The organism is Streptomyces sp. NPDC058671 (genome assembly GCF_042716475.1).
In the GTDB taxonomy this organism is placed as follows: Bacteria; Actinomycetota; Actinomycetes; order Streptomycetales; family Streptomycetaceae; genus Streptomyces.
The window spans coordinates 59,130-75,078 of the sequence record NZ_JBHXSA010000014.1; the positions used below are offsets into that span (position 1 = coordinate 59,130).

At 70.8% G+C, this 15,949-nt stretch carries 15 protein-coding genes; 7 read left to right on the top strand and 8 right to left on the bottom strand.

Annotated features, from left to right (window positions below):
• Window positions 1-5: 5 nt before the first annotated feature.
• The 5 genes from ACFWV2_RS18880 to ACFWV2_RS18900 all read right to left on the bottom strand — a co-directional run bounded on the left by ACFWV2_RS18880 (window position 6) and on the right by ACFWV2_RS18900 (window position 5,781).
• Complete coding sequence (locus tag ACFWV2_RS18880) at window positions 6-800, bottom strand: ABC transporter permease (RefSeq protein ID WP_384406151.1); 795 nt, start codon at window positions 798-800, stop codon at window positions 6-8.
• Complete coding sequence (locus tag ACFWV2_RS18885; protein WP_384406152.1) at window positions 800-1,732, bottom strand: ABC transporter permease; 933 nt, start codon at window positions 1,730-1,732, stop codon at window positions 800-802. The genes ACFWV2_RS18880 and ACFWV2_RS18885 overlap by 1 nt, the downstream gene beginning before the upstream one ends.
• Window positions 1,729-2,898 carry an ABC transporter ATP-binding protein gene (locus tag ACFWV2_RS18890; protein WP_384406153.1) on the bottom strand — a complete coding sequence of 390 codons (1,170 nt, stop codon included), beginning with the start codon at window positions 2,896-2,898 and terminating at the stop codon, window positions 1,729-1,731. Before ACFWV2_RS18890 ends, ACFWV2_RS18885 begins: the two co-directional genes overlap by 4 nt.
• 44 nt (window positions 2,899-2,942) lie before the next feature.
• Window positions 2,943-4,190, bottom strand: coding sequence for a PotD/PotF family extracellular solute-binding protein (locus tag ACFWV2_RS18895; protein WP_384406154.1), 1,248 nt, complete (start codon window positions 4,188-4,190; stop codon window positions 2,943-2,945).
• Between the two features lie 76 nt (window positions 4,191-4,266).
• Window positions 4,267-5,781, bottom strand: coding sequence for a gamma-aminobutyraldehyde dehydrogenase (locus tag ACFWV2_RS18900; RefSeq protein ID WP_384406155.1), 1,515 nt, complete (start codon window positions 5,779-5,781; stop codon window positions 4,267-4,269).
• A 175-nt stretch (window positions 5,782-5,956) separates the two neighbouring features.
• On the opposite strand from ACFWV2_RS18900, the gene ACFWV2_RS18905 reads away from it, so the two are divergent.
• On the top strand, window positions 5,957-6,505 hold the full coding sequence (locus tag ACFWV2_RS18905; RefSeq protein ID WP_384406156.1) for an NADAR family protein: 549 nt from the start codon (window positions 5,957-5,959) through the stop codon (window positions 6,503-6,505).
• 115 nt (window positions 6,506-6,620) lie between these two features.
• On the opposite strand, the gene ACFWV2_RS18910 is transcribed toward ACFWV2_RS18905, so the two are convergent.
• A complete protein-coding gene (locus tag ACFWV2_RS18910) occupies window positions 6,621-7,322 on the bottom strand; it encodes a DUF4190 domain-containing protein (protein ID WP_384406157.1) in 702 nt (233 codons plus the stop codon).
• A 75-nt stretch (window positions 7,323-7,397) separates the two neighbouring features.
• Between ACFWV2_RS18910 and ACFWV2_RS18915 the strand changes: the two genes are divergently transcribed.
• The 6 genes from ACFWV2_RS18915 to ACFWV2_RS18940 all read left to right on the top strand — a co-directional run bounded on the left by ACFWV2_RS18915 (window position 7,398) and on the right by ACFWV2_RS18940 (window position 13,197).
• Window positions 7,398-8,429, top strand: a complete 1,032-nt coding sequence (locus ACFWV2_RS18915; protein ID WP_384406158.1) for an adenosine deaminase — start codon at window positions 7,398-7,400, stop codon at window positions 8,427-8,429.
• Window positions 8,430-8,467: 38 nt separating this feature from the next.
• The gene (locus tag ACFWV2_RS18920; RefSeq protein WP_384406159.1) at window positions 8,468-9,205 is read left to right on the top strand and encodes a glycerophosphodiester phosphodiesterase; all 738 of its coding nucleotides are present in this window, start codon (window positions 8,468-8,470) and stop codon (window positions 9,203-9,205) included.
• Window positions 9,202-9,990 carry an SAM-dependent methyltransferase gene (locus ACFWV2_RS18925; protein WP_384406160.1) on the top strand — a complete coding sequence of 263 codons (789 nt, stop codon included), beginning with the start codon at window positions 9,202-9,204 and terminating at the stop codon, window positions 9,988-9,990. Before ACFWV2_RS18920 ends, ACFWV2_RS18925 begins: the two co-directional genes overlap by 4 nt.
• Window positions 9,990-11,150 (top strand): sensor histidine kinase, encoded by a 1,161-nt coding sequence (locus ACFWV2_RS18930; protein WP_384406161.1) that lies wholly within the window; start codon window positions 9,990-9,992, stop codon window positions 11,148-11,150. Before ACFWV2_RS18925 ends, ACFWV2_RS18930 begins: the two co-directional genes overlap by 1 nt.
• The gene (locus ACFWV2_RS18935; RefSeq protein ID WP_384406162.1) at window positions 11,147-11,863 is read left to right on the top strand and encodes a response regulator; all 717 of its coding nucleotides are present in this window, start codon (window positions 11,147-11,149) and stop codon (window positions 11,861-11,863) included. Before ACFWV2_RS18930 ends, ACFWV2_RS18935 begins: the two co-directional genes overlap by 4 nt.
• Window positions 11,864-11,988: 125 nt before the next feature.
• Window positions 11,989-13,197, top strand: coding sequence for a serine hydrolase domain-containing protein (locus ACFWV2_RS18940; RefSeq protein WP_384406163.1), 1,209 nt, complete (start codon window positions 11,989-11,991; stop codon window positions 13,195-13,197).
• Here the strand turns inward: ACFWV2_RS18940 and ACFWV2_RS18945 are convergent.
• Both ACFWV2_RS18945 and ACFWV2_RS18950 read right to left on the bottom strand, forming a co-directional pair.
• Window positions 13,194-14,357: a spermidine/putrescine ABC transporter substrate-binding protein gene (locus tag ACFWV2_RS18945; RefSeq protein ID WP_384406164.1), complete on the bottom strand. Its 1,164-nt coding sequence runs from the start codon at window positions 14,355-14,357 to the stop codon at window positions 13,194-13,196. The two genes, ACFWV2_RS18940 and ACFWV2_RS18945, sit on opposite strands and share 4 nt — an antisense overlap.
• Window positions 14,358-14,500: 143 nt before the next feature.
• Window positions 14,501-15,937: a gamma-aminobutyraldehyde dehydrogenase gene (locus ACFWV2_RS18950; protein WP_384406165.1), complete on the bottom strand. Its 1,437-nt coding sequence runs from the start codon at window positions 15,935-15,937 to the stop codon at window positions 14,501-14,503.
• Window positions 15,938-15,949 lie beyond the last annotated feature (12 nt).

The window sequence follows — 15,949 nt, forward strand, 5'->3', positions numbered from 1 at the left end:
ATTGCTCAGGCCGTTGCTGTTTTCTTGCGCCGGTTCGTAATGATTTGCCCGGCCACGACCACCAGTACCGCGAGGACGAACATCGCGGAGCCGATGACGTTGATCTGCACGGGGGTGCCACGCTGCGCCGAGCCCCAGACGAACATGGGGAAGGTGACGGTGGAGCCCGCGTTGAAGTTGGTGATGATGAAGTCGTCGAACGACAGCGCGAAGGCGAGCAGGGCGCCGGCGGCGATGCCGGGCGCGGCGATCGGCAGGGTGACGCGCAGGAAGGTCTGCGCGGGGCCCGCGTAGAGATCGCGCGCGGCTTCCTCGAGCCGCGGGTCCATGGACATGACCCGGGCCTTGACCGCCGTCACGACGAACGACAGACAGAACATGATGTGGGCGATGAGGACCGTCCAGAAGCCCAGCTCGATCCCCATGTTGAGGAAGAGGGTGAGCAGCGAGGCGGCCATGACGACCTCGGGCATCGCCATGGGCAGGAAGATCAGCGAGTTGATCGCGCCGCGCGCCCGGAAACGGTAGCGGACCAGCGCGAAGGCGATCATCGAGCCGAGGACGACGGCGCCGACGGTGGCCCAGGCGGCGAGCTGGAGCGAGAGCGACAGCGACTCGCACATGTCGGCGACGCCGCAGGGGTCCTTCCAGGCGTCGAGGGAGAACTCCTGCCAGGAGTAGTTGAAGCGCCCCTTCGGCTTGTTGAAGGAGAACGCCATCACGACGAGGTTCGGCAGGATCATGTACGCGAGCGTCAGCAGGCCCGCGATGACGACGAGGTTGCGTCGTATCCAGCGCATCAGACCAGATCCTCCGTTCCGGCTCGGCGGATGTAGACGGTGACCATGGCCAGCACGATCGCCATGAGGATGAAGGAGAGCGCCGCGGCCGTCGGGTAGTCGAGGACCCGCAGGAACTGCGACTGGATGACGTTGCCGACCATCTTGGTGTCGGTGGAGCCGAGCAGTTCGGCGTTGACGTAGTCGCCGCTCGCCGGGATGAAGGTGAGCAGGGTGCCGGAGACGACGCCGGGCATCGACAGCGGGAAGGTCACCTTGCGGAAGGTGGTCGCCGGAGAGGCGTACAGGTCCCGCGCGGCCTCGTGCAGCCGCCCGTCGATCCGCTCCAGGGAGGTGTAGAGGGGCAGGATCATGAAGGGCAGGAAGTTGTACGTGAGGCCGCACACGACCGCCATCGGGGTGGCGAGCACGCGGTCGCCCTCGGTCCAGCCGATCCAGCTGGTCACGTCGAGGACGTGGAGGGCGTTCAGCGCGTCGACGACGAGGCTGTCGTCGGCGAGGATCGTCTTCCAGGCCAGCGTGCGGATCAGGAAGCTGGTGAAGAAGGGCGCGATGACGAGGACGAGGAGCAGATTGCGCCAGCGCCCGGCCTTGAAGGCGATCAGATACGCCAGCGGGTAGCCGAGCAGCAGACAGAGCAGGGTCGCGGTCCCGGCGTAGAGCAGGGAGCGGACGAACTGCGGCCAGTACTCCTGGAAGGCGTTCCAGTAGGTCGGGAAGTGCCAGGTGACCTCGAAGCCCTTCTCCAGGGAACCGGTCTGGACCGAGGTCGAGGCCTGGTAGACCATCGGCAGCGCGAAGAAGACGAGCAGCCAGATGATGCCGGGCAGCAGCAGCCAGTAGGGGACGAGCCGCTTGCGGGTGGGCGGCTTGCGCAGGACCGGTTCCTCGACCGGGGCCGGCGCCTCTTTCGCGAGAGTCGGGGCGCTCATCCGGCGTCCCCCACCGTCTCCACGCCCGCGTCGATGTCTTGCGTCGCGTCCAGACCGAAGGTGTGCGCCGGGTTCCAGTGCAGGACGACCTCGGCGCCGGGGACGAGCCTCGTGTCGCGCTCGATGTTCTGCTCGTAGACCTGGAGCTCGGCGCCCGCGGGCGAGTTCACCACGTACTGGGTGGAGACGCCGATGAACGAGGAGTCGACGATCCGGCCGGTGACCCGGTTGCGGCCGTCGGCTATGGAACCGGCGTCGTCGGCGTGCGCGAGCGAGATCTTCTCGGGGCGGACGCCCACGAGCAGCCGGCCGCCCTGGCGGACGGCGGAGGTACAGCGGTCGCCGGGCACCCGGAGCCTGCCGCCGCCCGCGGTGACGAGGACGTCTGCGCCCGTCTCCAGGACCTCGGCCTCGATGAGGTTCGAGGTGCCGAGGAAGTTGGCGACGAAGGTGGTCCTCGGGTTCTCGTACAGGTCGGCGGGGGCGCCGAGCTGCTCGACGCGGCCGCCGTTCATCACCGCGACCTGGTCGGCCATCGTCATGGCCTCCTCCTGGTCGTGGGTGACGTGCACGAAGGTGATGCCGACCTCGGTCTGGATGCGCTTGAGCTCCAACTGCATCTGGCGGCGCAGCTTGAGGTCGAGGGCGCCGAGCGGCTCGTCGAGGAGCAGCACCTGCGGGTGGTTGATGAGCGCGCGGGCCACGGCGACGCGCTGCTGCTGGCCGCCGGAGAGCTGGTGCGGCTTGTGGTGGGCCTTGTCGCCGAGCTGGACGAGCTCCAGCATGTCGTCGACCTGCTTCTTCACCGACTTGATGCCGCGGCGGCGCAGTCCGAAGGCGATGTTCTCGCTGATGTCCATGTGCGGGAAGAGCGCGTAGGACTGGAAGACGGTGTTGACCGGCCGCTTGTACGGCGGGAGGTCGGTGACGTCCGTGTCGCCGAGGAAGACGGTGCCGGTGCTGGGGTCCTCCAGGCCGGCGATCATGCGCAGCGTGGTGGTCTTGCCGCAGCCGGAGGCGCCCAGGAGGGCGAAGAAGGAGCCCTGCGGGACGGTCAGGTCGAGCGGGTGGACGGCGGTGAAGGAGCCGTACGTCTTGCTGATCCCGGTGAGACGGACGTCGCCGCCGCCCGTGTTCTTTCCAGTGTGAGCAGTCTTGTCAGTCATGGGTTGTGGTCCCAGGGGAGTGAGAGAGGTGGACGACGTGGGCCTCAGGCGCCGATGAGCTTGGCGAACTTCTCCTCGTACGCCGTCTCCTCCGCGCTGGTGAGCGAGCGGAAGGCGCGCGACTTCTCGGCCATGGCCTTGTCCGGGAGGATCAGCGTGTTGTTCGCGAGTTCGGGGTCGATCTCGGCGAGCTCGTCCTTCACCCCGTCGACGGGACAGACGTAGTTGATGTACGCGGCGAGCTGGGCGGCGACGGGAAGCTCGTAGTAGTAGTCGATGAGCTTCTCGGCGTTCGTCTTGTGCCGGGCCTGGGCGGGGACGAGCAGGTTGTCGCTGGAGGTGATGTAACCGGCGGACGGGATGGCGAACTTGATGTCCGGGTTGTCCGCCTGGAGCTGGATGACGTCACCGGCCCAGGCGAGACAGGCGGCGAGATCGCCCTTGTCCAGGTCGGAGGTGTAGTCGTTGCCGGTGAAGCGGCGGATCTGCTTCTTGTCGACGCCCTTCTGGAGGCGTCCGATCGCCGCGTCGTAGTCGGCGTCGGTGAAGTTCCCCGGGTCCTTGCCCATGTCGAGCAGGGTCATGCCGACGGTGTCGCGCATCTCGGTGAGGAAGCCGACCCGGCCCTTCAGGGAGGGGTCGTCGAGGAGCTGGGTGACCGACTCGACCTTCTTCCCGCCGGTGGCCTTCGCGTTGTACGCGATGACGGTGGAGATACCGGTCCACGGGTACGAGTAGGACCGGCCCGGGTCCCAGTCGGGGCGGCGGAACTGGCTGGAGAGGTTGGCGTACGCGTGGGGCAGGTTCGCCGGGTCGAGCTTCTGCGCCCAGCCGAGCCGGATCATGCGGGCGGCGAGCCAGTCGGTGACGCATATGAGGTCACGGCCGGTGTCCTGGCCGGCCGCGAGCTGCGGCTTGATCTTGCCGAAGAACTCGACGTTGTCGTTGATGTCCTCGGTGTACTTGACCTTGATCCCGGTGCGCTTCGTGAAGGCCTCCAGGGTGGGGCGGCCCTTCTCGTCCTCGCTGACGTCCATGTACTCGGTCCAGTTCGAGAAGGCGAGGCTCTTCTCCTTGGCCGACACGTCGGTGGAGGCGGGGCCCTGGCCCTCCCGTTTGGCCGGCGGGATGCCACAGGCGCTCAGGGACGCGAGGCCGCCGATCGTGAGGGCGCCGACGCCGCCCGCGCGCAGCATCGAACGGCGGCTGAGGGCTCCCCGGCCACTGGTCAGGCTGCGCTGTATCGCCGCCGTCTGCGCGGCGGACAGGCTGTCGGGCTCGTACTGCTCCATGCGCTGTGCCCTTTCGGGATGGTGTGGGCCGCTGGTCGGGCGGCGGACCACGCGGCGGTAGCCGCAGGTCGAATGCTTATCGGTCCCCGAAGATCGTGCGGTGCCAGTCCTTCGCGGCGACCGCCGTGTTGTCGAACATCACGTGCTTGACCTGCGTGTACTCCTCGAAGGAGTACGCCGACATGTCCTTTCCGTACCCCGAGGCCTTGGTGCCGCCGTGGGGCATCTCGCTGATGATCGGAATGTGGTCGTTGACCCAGACGCACCCGGCCTTGATCTCCCGGGTGGCGCGGCCGGCCCGGTAGACGTCACGGCTCCAGGCCGAGGCGGCCAGGCCGTAGGGGGTGTCGTTGGCGAGCCCGATGCCCTCGTCGTCGCTGTCGAAGGGCAGTGCCACCAGGACCGGACCGAAGATCTCCGACTGCACGACCTCGCTGTCCTGCGCGGCTCCGGTGATCAGGGTCGGACGATAGTACGCACCCTCCTTGAGGTCCCCGCCGGGGGCTTCGCCGCCGGTGACGACGGTGGCGTAACCGCGGGCGCGCTCGACGAAGGCGGCGACGCTGTCGCGGTGGCGGTGGCTGACGAGCGGGCCGAGGTCGGTCGCGGGGTCGAAGGGGTCCCCGAGACGGACGGTCTCCATCAGCTCGGCGACCCGGGCGACGAAGGCGTCGAAGAGCGGGCGCTGGACGTACGCGCGGGTGGCGGCGGTGCAGTCCTGGCCGCTGTTGATGAGGGAGGCGGCGACGGCGCCGTGGGCGACGGCCTCCAGGTCGGCGTCGTCGAAGACGACGAACGGGGCCTTGCCGCCCAGTTCGAGGTGGAGGCGCTTCACGGTCGCGGTGGCGATCTCCGCGACCCGCTTGCCGACGGGGGTGGAGCCGGTGAAGGAGGTCATGACGACGTCGGGGTGGCCGACGAGGTGTTCGCCGACGGTCCGGCCCGCGCCGTTGACGATGTTGATGACGCCGTCGGGGACGCCGGCCTCCGTCGCGGCCTGCGCGAACATCAGGGAGGTCAGCGGGGTGAGCTCGGCGGGTTTCAGGACGATCGTGTTGCCGGCGGCGATCGCCGGGAGGATCTTCCAGGCGGCCATCTGGAGCGGGTAGTTCCAGGGGGCGATGGAGCCGACGACACCGATCGGTTCGCGCCGGATGTACGAGGTGTGGTCGCCGCTGTACTCTCCGGCCGACTGGCCCTGGAGGTGGCGCGCGGCCCCCGCGAAGAAGGCGGTGTTGTCGACGGTGCCGGGCACGTCGAACTCGGTGGTGAGCTTGAGGGGCTTGCCGCACTGGAGGGACTCCACGCGGGCGAAGTCCTCGGCCCGTTCGGCGAGGACGGCGGCGAAGCGGTGCAGCGCGTCGGAGCGCTCGCCGGGGGTGGCGCCCGCCCAGCCGGGGAACGCGGCCTTGGCGGCGGCGACGGCCTCGTCGACGTCGGCGGTGGAGGCGAGGGTGTACGTGTACACGCTCTCCCCGGTCGCCGGATCGATCACGTGATGTTCCTGATCGGACGTTCCGGCACGGAGCCGACCGCCGACGTACTGTGCGCCGTCCGCGAAGCGGTCCGTCACCTGGAAGCGGTTGCCCATGACGCTCTCCGTTGTCCCAGCTCGATTTGAGTGCCGATCCTGACAGAGTGATGGCACACCAACAAGGGATTCCGTTGTTGCCTTTTGGTTACGCGACGGAATCGGTCGACCATGTGTCGAGGCGCCCCGAATATCTCCGTACGGAGTGTCCGTGGCGGCTGTCAGACTCGCATGCATGAGGACGATCGAGGAGCTGACACAGCAGGTCAACAGGGGTGACAAGGTGAAGTGGCTGCACTTCTGGGGCCACCGCCCGCACCCCGATGGACGGCTCTCCGCGAGCTGTCTGAGCCAGTGGTGGCCCGCACGCTTCGTGGTCGACGGCGTCTCCTACGCGACGGCGGAGCACTGGATGATGGCCGCCAAGGCGCGCCTCTTCGGGGACGCCGACGCCGAGCGGGCGGCGCTGTACGCCCCCACCCCCGCCGAGGCCAAGAAGGCCGGGCGGCTGGTGCGGGACTTCGACGGAGCGGTGTGGGACCGCGAGCGCTTCGGGATCGTCGTGGAGGGCAGCGTCCACAAGTTCTCGTCGAACGAGGCCCTGCGCGCGTACCTCCTGGGCACGGGGACCCGCGTCCTCGTGGAAGCCAGCCCGGTGGACCGGATCTGGGGGATCGGCCTCACGGCCGACGACCCCGGCGCCCACGACCCCGTCCGGTGGCGCGGCCTGAACCTCCTGGGCTTCGCCCTCATGGAGGCGCGGGAGCGGCTGCGGGGAGCGTGAGCCGCGAGAGGGCCGCGCCGGTGTGAGGCGGGAGAAGGCCCCGCGCGCGCGACGCGCGAAGGCCCCGCACCTCACTCACGACCGGTGCGGGGCCCTCTCACACGCGCGTACGGCCTCAGCGGCCGCTCTCGACCACCAGGCTCGACGCGAACGGGTCCTCGTCGTACCCGGAGTCGTCGAAGGACGAGGAGTCCTGGGTGATCGCCCAGATGATGAAGCCCAGGAAGACGGCGCTGACCAGGGTGCCGATCGCGCCGAGGATGACACCGGCGAGGGCCATGCCCCGGTTGGTCGCCTCGCCCCGGGCGGCCTTCTTCAGACCGATGACACCGAAGATCAACGCCAGGATGCCGAGGACGACTCCGAGGCCGTACATGCAGAAGCCCGCCACGGAGATGATGCCGAGCACCATCGACGTCGTCCCCATGCCGTTGGACGGCGACTGCGGGTAGCCGGGCTGACCGGGATAGCCGCCGGCGTAGGGCGACGGCGACGGGTATCCGGGATAGCCGTACCCGGACGACGCTGCGGTCACCGGCGGGGTCGGTGCCGCCGGGTAGCCGTACCCGCCGGACGTGTCCGCCGCCGGGTAGCCGTACGCGCCCGGGGTGGCCGCGGGGCCGCCGGGGGCGACCGGCGGCGGCGGCACCGCGCCCGGATCGGGCGTCAGCGGCATGGACGTGACGGTCTGCTGGTCGTGCACCGGCGAGGGCGACGGCGTCGCCGGCTTGCTCAGTTCCACCCCGTCACGGTTCGGCGGAGCCCACGGGTCCGCCGGGTCGTACCCGTCCCGCGACTGGTCTCGGTTGTCAGACATGGGCCTCCCCCATCATGGTCCCGCCATGCTACGACCTCACCCCGGGGAGTGAACCGCCCGGCCTACGATGAGGTGATGACCGACCTCCATCCCTTCATCGCGGGTCTGCCCAAGGCCGAGCTGCACGTCCACCACGTGGGATCCGCCTCGCCCCGCATCGTCGCCGAGCTGGCGGCGCGGCACCCCGACTCCAAGGTCCCCACCGACCCGGAGGCGCTGGCCGACTACTTCACGTTCACCGACTTCGCGCACTTCATCGACGTCTACCTGTCGGTCGTCGACCTGGTCCGCACCCCGGAGGACGTCCGGCTCCTCACCTTCGAGATCGCCCGTGACATGGCCCGGCAGAACATCCGGTACGCCGAGCTGACCATCACCCCCTACTCCTCCACCCGGCGGGGCATCGACGAGCGCGCCTTCATGGCGGCGATCGAGGACGCCCGCAAGTCCGCGGAGGCCGAGTTCGGCACCGTCCTGCGCTGGTGCTTCGACATCCCGGGCGAGGCCGGGCTGGTCTCCGCCGAGGAGACCGCCCGCCTCGCCACGACCGACGGGCTGCGCCCCGAGGGCCTGGTCTCCTTCGGCCTCGGCGGCCCGGAGATCGGCGTGCCGCGCCCCCAGTTCAAGCCGTACTTCGACCTGGCGCGGGCGGCCGGTCTGCACTCCGTGCCGCACGCGGGCGAGACGACGGGACCCCGGACGGTCTGGGACGCGATCGTCGACCTGGGCGCCGAGCGCATCGGCCACGGCACCAGCTCGGTCCAGGACCCGGAGCTCCTCGCGTACCTGGCGGAGCACCGCATCGCCCTGGAGGTCTGCCCGACCTCGAACATCGCCACGCGTGCCGTCGCCACCCTGGACGAGCACCCGATCCGGCGGATGGTGGAGGCCGGGGTGCTGGTCACCGTCAACAGCGACGACCCGCCGATGTTCGGCACCGACCTCAACAGCGAGTACGCGGTCGCCGCCCGCCTCCTGGGTCTCGACGAGCGCGGTGTCGCCGCCCTCGCGAAGAACGCGGTGGAGGCCTCGTTCCTCGACCCGGCCGGCAAGGCGCGGATCGCCGCCGAGATCGACACGTACACCGACGGCTGGCTGACGCGCTGACGACTGGCTCCCGGGCGGGCGACGGCGAGAATGGGTCCATGGACTCCGACACCGCCAGGGATCTGACCGCCTTCCGGGACGCCGCCGGGAGGCGCGTCACCGTCGTGGGCCACCGCGGCGACCCGTACCGCGTCCGTGAGAACACGCTCCGCTCGATCGGCTCGGCCGTCGAGCGGGGCGCGGACGCGGTCGAGGTGGACGTCCGGCTGACGAAGGACCGGGTGCCCGTCCTCCTCCACGACGACACGCTGAAGCGGCTGTGGCGCCACGACCGTCCCCTCGCCTCGCTCTCGTACGAGCAGGTCCGCGAGCTGACGTACGGCGGGGTGCCGACCCTGCGCGAGGCTCTGCTGACCGCGGGGGACCGGCGTCTGATGCTGGACCTCCCGGGCGGCGACGAGTCCTCGGTCCGTACCGTCGTGGGGACGGTACGCGAGTGCGGCGCCGGGGAGCGGGTGTACTACTGCGCCGGGGCCGTCGCCATGCTCCAGGTGCGCGCCGCCGACCCGGCCGCGGAGATCGCCCTGACCTGGACCTCGCTCGCCCCGCCCCGCCCGGTCCTGCTCGACGCGGTACGGCCGCGCTGGCTCAACTACCGCTTCGGTCTGGTGAGTCGGGAGCTGACCGAGCGGGTGCACCGGGACGGGATGCTCCTCTCTGCCTGGACGGCGGACACGGCCCGCACCATGCGTAAGCTGATCATGAACGGGGTCGACTCCGTCACCACGAACCGGGTCGGCACCCTCACCGACGTCCTGCGAAAGGCCCGCGCGTGAACGACCGGATCCGGACCGACATCGCCCACAACGCCCGCGTGTGGAACTACTGGCTGGGCGGCAAGGACAACTACCCGGTGGACCGCGCGGTCGGCGACCAGGTCACCGGCTTCTACCCGAGCATCGGCGAAGTGGCCCGCGCGGACCGGGCGTTCCTCGGGCGCGCGGTGACGCACCTGGCCGCCGACGCGGGCGTGCGCCAGTTCCTCGACATCGGTACGGGCCTGCCGACCGCCGACAACACCCACGAGGTCGCCCAGCGGGTCGCCCCCGACGCCCGGATCGTCTACGTCGACAACGACCCGATCGTCCTCACCCACGCCCGCGCGCTCCTGACGAGCGCGCCGCGGGGGGTCACCGAGTACGTCGACGCCGACGCGCACGACCCGGAGGAGATCCTGGCGGCGGCCGGTGCGACGCTCGACCTCTCCCGGCCGGTCGCCGTGATGATGCTCGGCATCCTCAACTTCGTCCTGGACACCGACGAGGCCCGGTCGATCGTGCGGACCCTGATGGGCGCCGTCCCGTCGGGCAGCTACCTGGTGCTGACGCATCCCACCCTGGAGCCGGAGCTCGGCGGCGAGGGCAACGAGGCCGCGATGGCCTTCTGGAACGAGAACGCGACCCCGCCGATCACCGCCCGCAGCCGTGCCGAGTTCGCGTCCTTCCTGGACGGTCTCGACGTCCTGGAGCCCGGCATCGTCTCCTGCGCCCGCTGGCGTCCCGCCTCCGCGGAGACGGGCGCCGCCGTCGCCCAGTTCGGCGCGGTGGGCCGCAAGCCGTAATGGGCGTACGGGGGCACGCGCGCGTCCGCTGGGAGCGGGCGCGGACCTGGGGCGCGGCGAACCCGTGGGCGGTGGACCTCGGGATCGCGCTGCTCGTCCAGGCGGCGATGACGATGCCGTTCGTCGTGCCGCGCCCGCCGGGCCTCGAACCGGCGACGTGGGCCGCGTACGGGCTCACGACGCTGACCGTGGTGCCCCTGGTCTGGCGGCGGCGCGCACCCGTCGCCGTGCTGCTCGCGATCATGGTGGCGAGCGCGCTGTACAAGGTGGCCCTGGAGGGACCGGGGCAGCCGCTGCCGTACACCGGGCTCGTCAGCGTCTACACGGTCGCCCTGCTCTCACCGCCCTGGAAGCGCCTGGTGACGGCGGGGCTCCTGGTCGTCGCGGTGCCGGCCTCGGTATGGCTCAACACGCGGTCGGCCCGTGAACTGACCTTCTCCCTCTTCGTGTTCGCCGCCGCCTATGTCTTCGGGCGGCTCCAGGACGCCCGCCAACGCGCCCACCGGATCGACGCCGAGCGGGCCGCCGCCCGTGAACGGGCCAGGATCGCACGGGAGATGCACGACATCCTGTCGCACGCGGTGAGCCTGATGATCGTGCAGGCGGAGGCGGGACCGGTGGCGGTACGGGCGGCGCCGGAGCGCGCCGAGGCCGCGTTCGACGCGATCTCGGAGACGGGCCGCGAGGCGATGAACCAGCTGCGCCAGATGCTGGGGCTGCTGCGCGAGGGCTCCGAGCCCGCCGCGCCCCGGGAGCCGCAGCCGGACCTCGCCGCGCTCCCCGGCCTGGTGGAGCGGGTCAGGAGCAGCGGCCTGGCCGTCACGTACACGACGGAGGGCGGGGTGCGGGCCGCCCTGCCCGCCGCGGTCAGGGCGAGCGTCTACCGGATCGTGCAGGAGGCGCTGACGAACGTCGTCAAGCACGCGGACGCCCGCACGGCGGAGGTACGGCTCTCCCGGGCGGACGGTGTCCTGTGCGTCACCGTGACCGACGACGGCGGCGGCCCGCGGGGCGATGCCGGCGGTCACGGTCTCCTCGGCATCCGGGAGCGGGCCGCCGCCCACGGCGGGACCGCCACGAGCGGCCCGGGACCCGGCGGCCGCGGGTTCGAGGTGCGGGTCCGGCTCCCCGTACCCTCCACGGCGGAGGTGGGGCCATGACGATCCGGGTGGTGCTCGCGGACGACCAGGAACTGGTCCGCAGCGGCTTCGCGATGATTTTGGACGCGCAGCCGGACATCGAGGTGGTGGCGGAGGCCGGGGACGGGGCGGAAGCCGTCGAGGCGGTGCGCCGGCTGGCGCCCGACGTGGCGCTGCTCGACATCCGGATGCCCCGGACCGACGGCATCGAGGCCTGCCGGGTGATCAGCGCGGAGACCGGCTGCCGGACGGTGATGCTGACGACCTTCGACACCGACGCCTACGTGTACGAGGCGCTGCACGCGGGCGCGAGCGGCTTTCTCCTGAAGGACGTCCGGCGGGACGACCTGGTGCACGCGGTACGGGTGGTGGCGGCGGGCGACTCGCTGCTCGCGCCGTCCGTGGCGCGGCGGCTCGTGGAGCAGTACACGGCGGGCGGCCCGCGCCGGACGGCACCCGGCCAGGACCCGCGGCTCGGCGTGCTGACGGGCCGGGAGCGGGAGACGCTGCTGCTGCTCGCGCGGGGTCTCTCCAACGCGGAGATCGCGGCGGAGCTCGTGGTCAGCGACCACACGGTGAAGACGCACGTGGGGAACGTCCTCGCCAAGCTGGGCCTGCGCGACCGGATCCAGGCGGTGATCTGGGCCTACGAGACGGGCCTGGTCGCGGCGGGGTCACCGCCGCTCGGGTCCCCCCTGCCCGGCTCTCCCCCGCCCGGGGGAGGCGGACCCTGAGCCCCTCCCCCGCGCCGGGGAGGAACTGGCCCGCCGAAGACCGCCGGTGCGGGCGATCCACCGGTCCTCCCTGGTCAGCAGGATGGAGCTGTCGAGAACGACGGCTCACACCACCGGAGTTGACCATGAGGACGTCCACCCGCACGCTGCTCGCCGCCGCCCTGGTCCTGGGCGTCGCCGCCGGACCGGCCATCACTCCATCCTTCGCGCGAACCCCGGGGGTACAGGCCGCCTTCCAGGCGCCCAATCCGGACCTGGCGGCCAGGATGAGCGCCGCCATCGCGGGTCTCCCCCGCGCCGACGCCACTGCCGCGCTCGTCCGGATCAGCGGCACCGAGGGCTCATGGCAGGGCAGTTCGGGTGTCCACGACCTGGAGACGCATGCCCCGGCGGACCCCGACGCCCGCTTCCGGGCCGGTTCGGTGACGAAGGTGTTCACGGCGGCGACCGTCCTCCAGCTCGCCTCCGAGGGCCGGATCGACCTGGACCGCACGGCCCGCTCCTACCTGCCGGAGCTGATCCCCGGCGGCTACGCCCGGGTGACCGTACGCCAGCTCCTGAACCACACCCACGGCATCCCGGCCCCCGACTTCCCGGGCGAGACCGTGGAGGAGTGGTACGCGCACCGCTTCGACGTCCACACGCCGAAGGGGATGGTCCGCTCGGCGACGGCCAAGCCGCGCGAGTTCCGGCCGGGCACCCGTCAGCACTACCTCAACATCGGGTACACGGTCGCCGGCCTGATCGTGGAGCGGGTGACGGGCGACTCGTTCGAGCGTCAGGTGGAGCGCCGCGTCCTGCGCCCGCTCGGCCTGCGGGACACCTATCTGCCGGGCACGGCCGCCGGGATCACCGGTCCGTACAACCACGGCTACCAGACGATGCGCCTCGACGACGGCACGACCGGGCTGCGGGACGTCTCGGTGTGGCGGGCGACGGACGGCTGGGCGGCCGGCGACCTCGTGTCGACCACCGCCGACCTGGAACGGTTCACGCGGGCCCTGTTCGCGGGCCGGGTGGTGCGCGGGCCTCTCCTGGAGGAGATGTTCACGCTGCCGAAGGTCCCGGACGCGCGGTCGGGCCGGCCGGCCGCGTTCTCCGCCGGCCTGTCGATGAAACGGCTCGGTGGACGCGAGGTGTGGGGCAAGACGGGCGGCCGCTGGGGCTACAACACGGCCGTCGCCTCGACCCGCGACGGCGCCCGCACCCTCGTCTACAGCGTCAACTCCACCGACGCGAAGGGCCAGGACATGAACCCGACCGCGCTGGACGTGATGGTGGCGGCGTACGGCATGCCGGACCAGGGGGATGTCACGGGTCAGGCCAGGCCTTAGAGCCCGACGAGGGCGTTCCACCTCTTCGCGAAGGCCTGCCGCTCCTCGGAGGTGATGTCACGGGCGATCGCGAGCCTGCCCCGCATGGCGGTGTCCGGGAAGATCAGCGGGTCCTCGGCCAGGGCCGCGAGGTCCTCGTCGCCGGAGTCGGCGAGGACGGTCTGGGCGGCGGGGACGGGGCAGACGTAGTTGACCCAGGCGGCGAGTTCGGCGGCGACCTCGGGCTCGTAGTAGTAGTCGACGAGCTTCTCGGCGTTGGTCTTGTGCCGGGCGAGGTTGGGGATCAGCAGGGACTCCGCCCACAGTTCGGCGCCCTCCTCGGGGACGACGAACTCGATGTCCGGGTTGTCGGCCCGGAGCTGGATGACGTCGCCGGAGTACGCCTGGCAGGCCAGCACGTCGCCGGTGGACAGGTCCTTGATGTAGTCGTTGCCGGTGAAGCGGCGGATGTGCTTCGTGCGGACGAGCCTCTCGATCTGCTCGCACAGGGCGTGGAAGTCGTCACCGGTCCACCGGGTGACGTCGACTCCGTTGCCCAGCATGAGCAGCGCGAAGGACTCGTCGAGCCCGGAGAGCAGCGTCACCTTGCCGCGCAGGTCGTCGGCCCACAGGTCCCTGGTCGAGCGCAGTTCCCTGCCGAGCCTCCTCCGGTTGTACGCGATGCCGGTGATCCCGGACTGCCAGGGGACGCTGTGCACCCGGCCCCGGTCGAAGGCGGGGAGGCGCAGCTGCGGATCGAGGTGGGCGGCGACGTTCGGCTGCGCGGCGCGGTCCATCTCCTGGGCCCAGCCGAGGCGCACGAAGCGCGCGGCCATCCAGTCGCTGACGACGATCAGGTCCCGTCCGGTCTCCTGGTGGTTCATCAGGGCCGGGCCGATCTTGCCGAAGAACTCGTCGTTGTCGTTGATCTCCTCCGTGTAGCGGACGGAGATCCCGGTGCGCGCGCGGAAGCCGTTCAGGGTGGGGCGCTTCGACGTGTCGTCGTCATCGGTGTCGATGTAGAGCGGCCAGTTGGCGAAGTCGAGCGTACGGTCGCGTGCGGAGAGGTCACGGCCGGCCCGGTCGCCCTCGTCGACGTACGCGGCGGGGACCCCGCATCCGGGGAGCAGGCCCGCGGCGCCTGCACCGCCGATGCCGCGCAGCAGGGACCGGCGGGACATGTTCTTCCTGGCTGTCGCTCTCACCCGAGCAGCATCCCGGCCCGCCGCCACCTGCGGCAATGGACGGTCCGTCGAGCGGAGGACCGCGGCCCCGACACCCTGTCGATCAGGGTGCCGGGGCCGCGGTCTCCGAGCCGGAGGGATCAGCCGAGGGAGGTCATGACGTGCTTGATGCGCGTGTAGTCCTCGAAGCCGTAGGCGGAGAGGTCCTTGCCGTAGCCGGACTTCTTGTAGCCGCCGTGGGGCATCTCGGCGACCAGCGGGATGTGGGTGTTGATCCACACGCAGCCGAAGTCGAGCGCCTTGGACATGCGCATCGCGCGCGCGTGGTCCTTGGTCCAGACGGAGGAGGCGAGGGCGTACTCGACGCCGTTCGCGAACTCCAGGGCCTGGGCCTCGTCCGTGAAGGACTGGACGGTGATGACCGGGCCGAAGACCTCGTTCTGGACGATCTCGTCGTCCTGGTTGAGGCCGGAGACGACGGTCGGGGCGTAGAAGTAGCCCTTGTCGCCGACGCGGTGTCCGCCGGCCTGGACCTTGGCGTGCGCCGGGAGGCGCTCGATGAAGCCGGTGACCTGCTTGAGCTGGTTCGCGTTGTTCAGCGGGCCGTAGAGCACGTCCTCGTCGTCCGGCTGTCCGGTCTTCGTCGCGGCGGCGGCCTTGGCGAGGGCGGTGACGAAGTCGTCGTGGATGGACTCGTGCACGAGGACGCGGGTGGCGGCCGTGCAGTCCTGGCCGGCGTTGAAGAAGCCCGCGACGGAGATGTCCTCGACGGCCTTGTCGATGTCGGTGTCCTCGAAGACGAGGACCGGGGCCTTGCCGCCCAGCTCCAGGTGGACGCGCTTGACGTCCTTGGCCGCCGACTCGGCGACCTGCATGCCGGCGCGCACGGAGCCGGTGATGGAGGCCATCGCCGGGATCGGGTGCTCGACCATGGCCTTGCCCGTCTCACGGTCGCCGCAGACGACGTTGAAGACGCCCTTGGGAACGATCTGGCCGATGATCTCGGCCATCAGGACGGTCGACGCGGGCGTCGTGTCCGAGGGCTTCAGGACGACCGTGTTGCCCGCGGCGAGAGCCGGGGCGAACTTCCACACGGCCATCATCATCGGGTAGTTCCAGGGCGCGACCTGGGCGCAGACGCCCACGGGCTCGCGGCGGACGATCGAGGTCATGCCCTCCATGTACTCGCCGGCCGAGCGGCCTTCGAGCAGACGGGCGGCACCCGCGAAGAAGCGGATCTGGTCCACCATCGGCGGGATCTCCTCACTCGCGGTGAGGGCGATCGGCTTGCCCGTGTTCTGGACCTCGGCGGCGATCAGGTCCTCGGCGCGCTCCTCGAAGGCGTCCGCGATCTTGAGCAGTACCCTCTGGCGCTCGGCCGGGGTGCTGTCACGCCAGGCGGGGAAGGCGGCCGCGGCGGCCTCCATGGCGGCGTCGACGTCGGCCGGTCCGGAGAGCGGGGAGGTGGCGTACACCTCGCCGGTCGCCGGGTTGACCACGTCGATGGTGCGGCCGTCGGCCGCGTCGCGGAACTCCCCGTTGATGTAGTTACGCAGCCGGCGCAGCTCGGTGGTCACTTGCCACCCCTC

Bases quoted from the DNA above. Each gene is read 5' to 3' on its own strand.
- ACFWV2_RS18930 (WP_384406161.1), top strand. From the start codon at position 9,990: ATGGGCGTACGGGGGCACGCGCGCGTCCGCTGGGAGCGGGCGCGGACC.
- ACFWV2_RS18940 (WP_384406163.1), top strand. From the start codon at position 11,989: ATGAGGACGTCCACCCGCACGCTGCTCGCCGCCGCCCTGGTCCTGGGC.
- ACFWV2_RS18885 (WP_384406152.1), bottom strand. From the start codon at position 1,732: ATGAGCGCCCCGACTCTCGCGAAAGAGGCGCCGGCCCCGGTCGAGGAA.
- ACFWV2_RS18920 (WP_384406159.1), top strand. From the start codon at position 8,468: ATGGACTCCGACACCGCCAGGGATCTGACCGCCTTCCGGGACGCCGCC.
- ACFWV2_RS18935 (WP_384406162.1), top strand. From the start codon at position 11,147: ATGACGATCCGGGTGGTGCTCGCGGACGACCAGGAACTGGTCCGCAGC.
- ACFWV2_RS18880 (WP_384406151.1), bottom strand. From the start codon at position 800: ATGCGCTGGATACGACGCAACCTCGTCGTCATCGCGGGCCTGCTGACG.
- ACFWV2_RS18890 (WP_384406153.1), bottom strand. From the start codon at position 2,898: ATGACTGACAAGACTGCTCACACTGGAAAGAACACGGGCGGCGGCGAC.
- ACFWV2_RS18895 (WP_384406154.1), bottom strand. From the start codon at position 4,190: ATGGAGCAGTACGAGCCCGACAGCCTGTCCGCCGCGCAGACGGCGGCG.
- ACFWV2_RS18905 (WP_384406156.1), top strand. From the start codon at position 5,957: ATGAGGACGATCGAGGAGCTGACACAGCAGGTCAACAGGGGTGACAAG.
- ACFWV2_RS18900 (WP_384406155.1), bottom strand. From the start codon at position 5,781: ATGGGCAACCGCTTCCAGGTGACGGACCGCTTCGCGGACGGCGCACAG.
- ACFWV2_RS18915 (WP_384406158.1), top strand. From the start codon at position 7,398: ATGACCGACCTCCATCCCTTCATCGCGGGTCTGCCCAAGGCCGAGCTG.
- ACFWV2_RS18910 (WP_384406157.1), bottom strand. From the start codon at position 7,322: ATGTCTGACAACCGAGACCAGTCGCGGGACGGGTACGACCCGGCGGAC.
- ACFWV2_RS18945 (WP_384406164.1), bottom strand. From the start codon at position 14,357: ATGTCCCGCCGGTCCCTGCTGCGCGGCATCGGCGGTGCAGGCGCCGCG.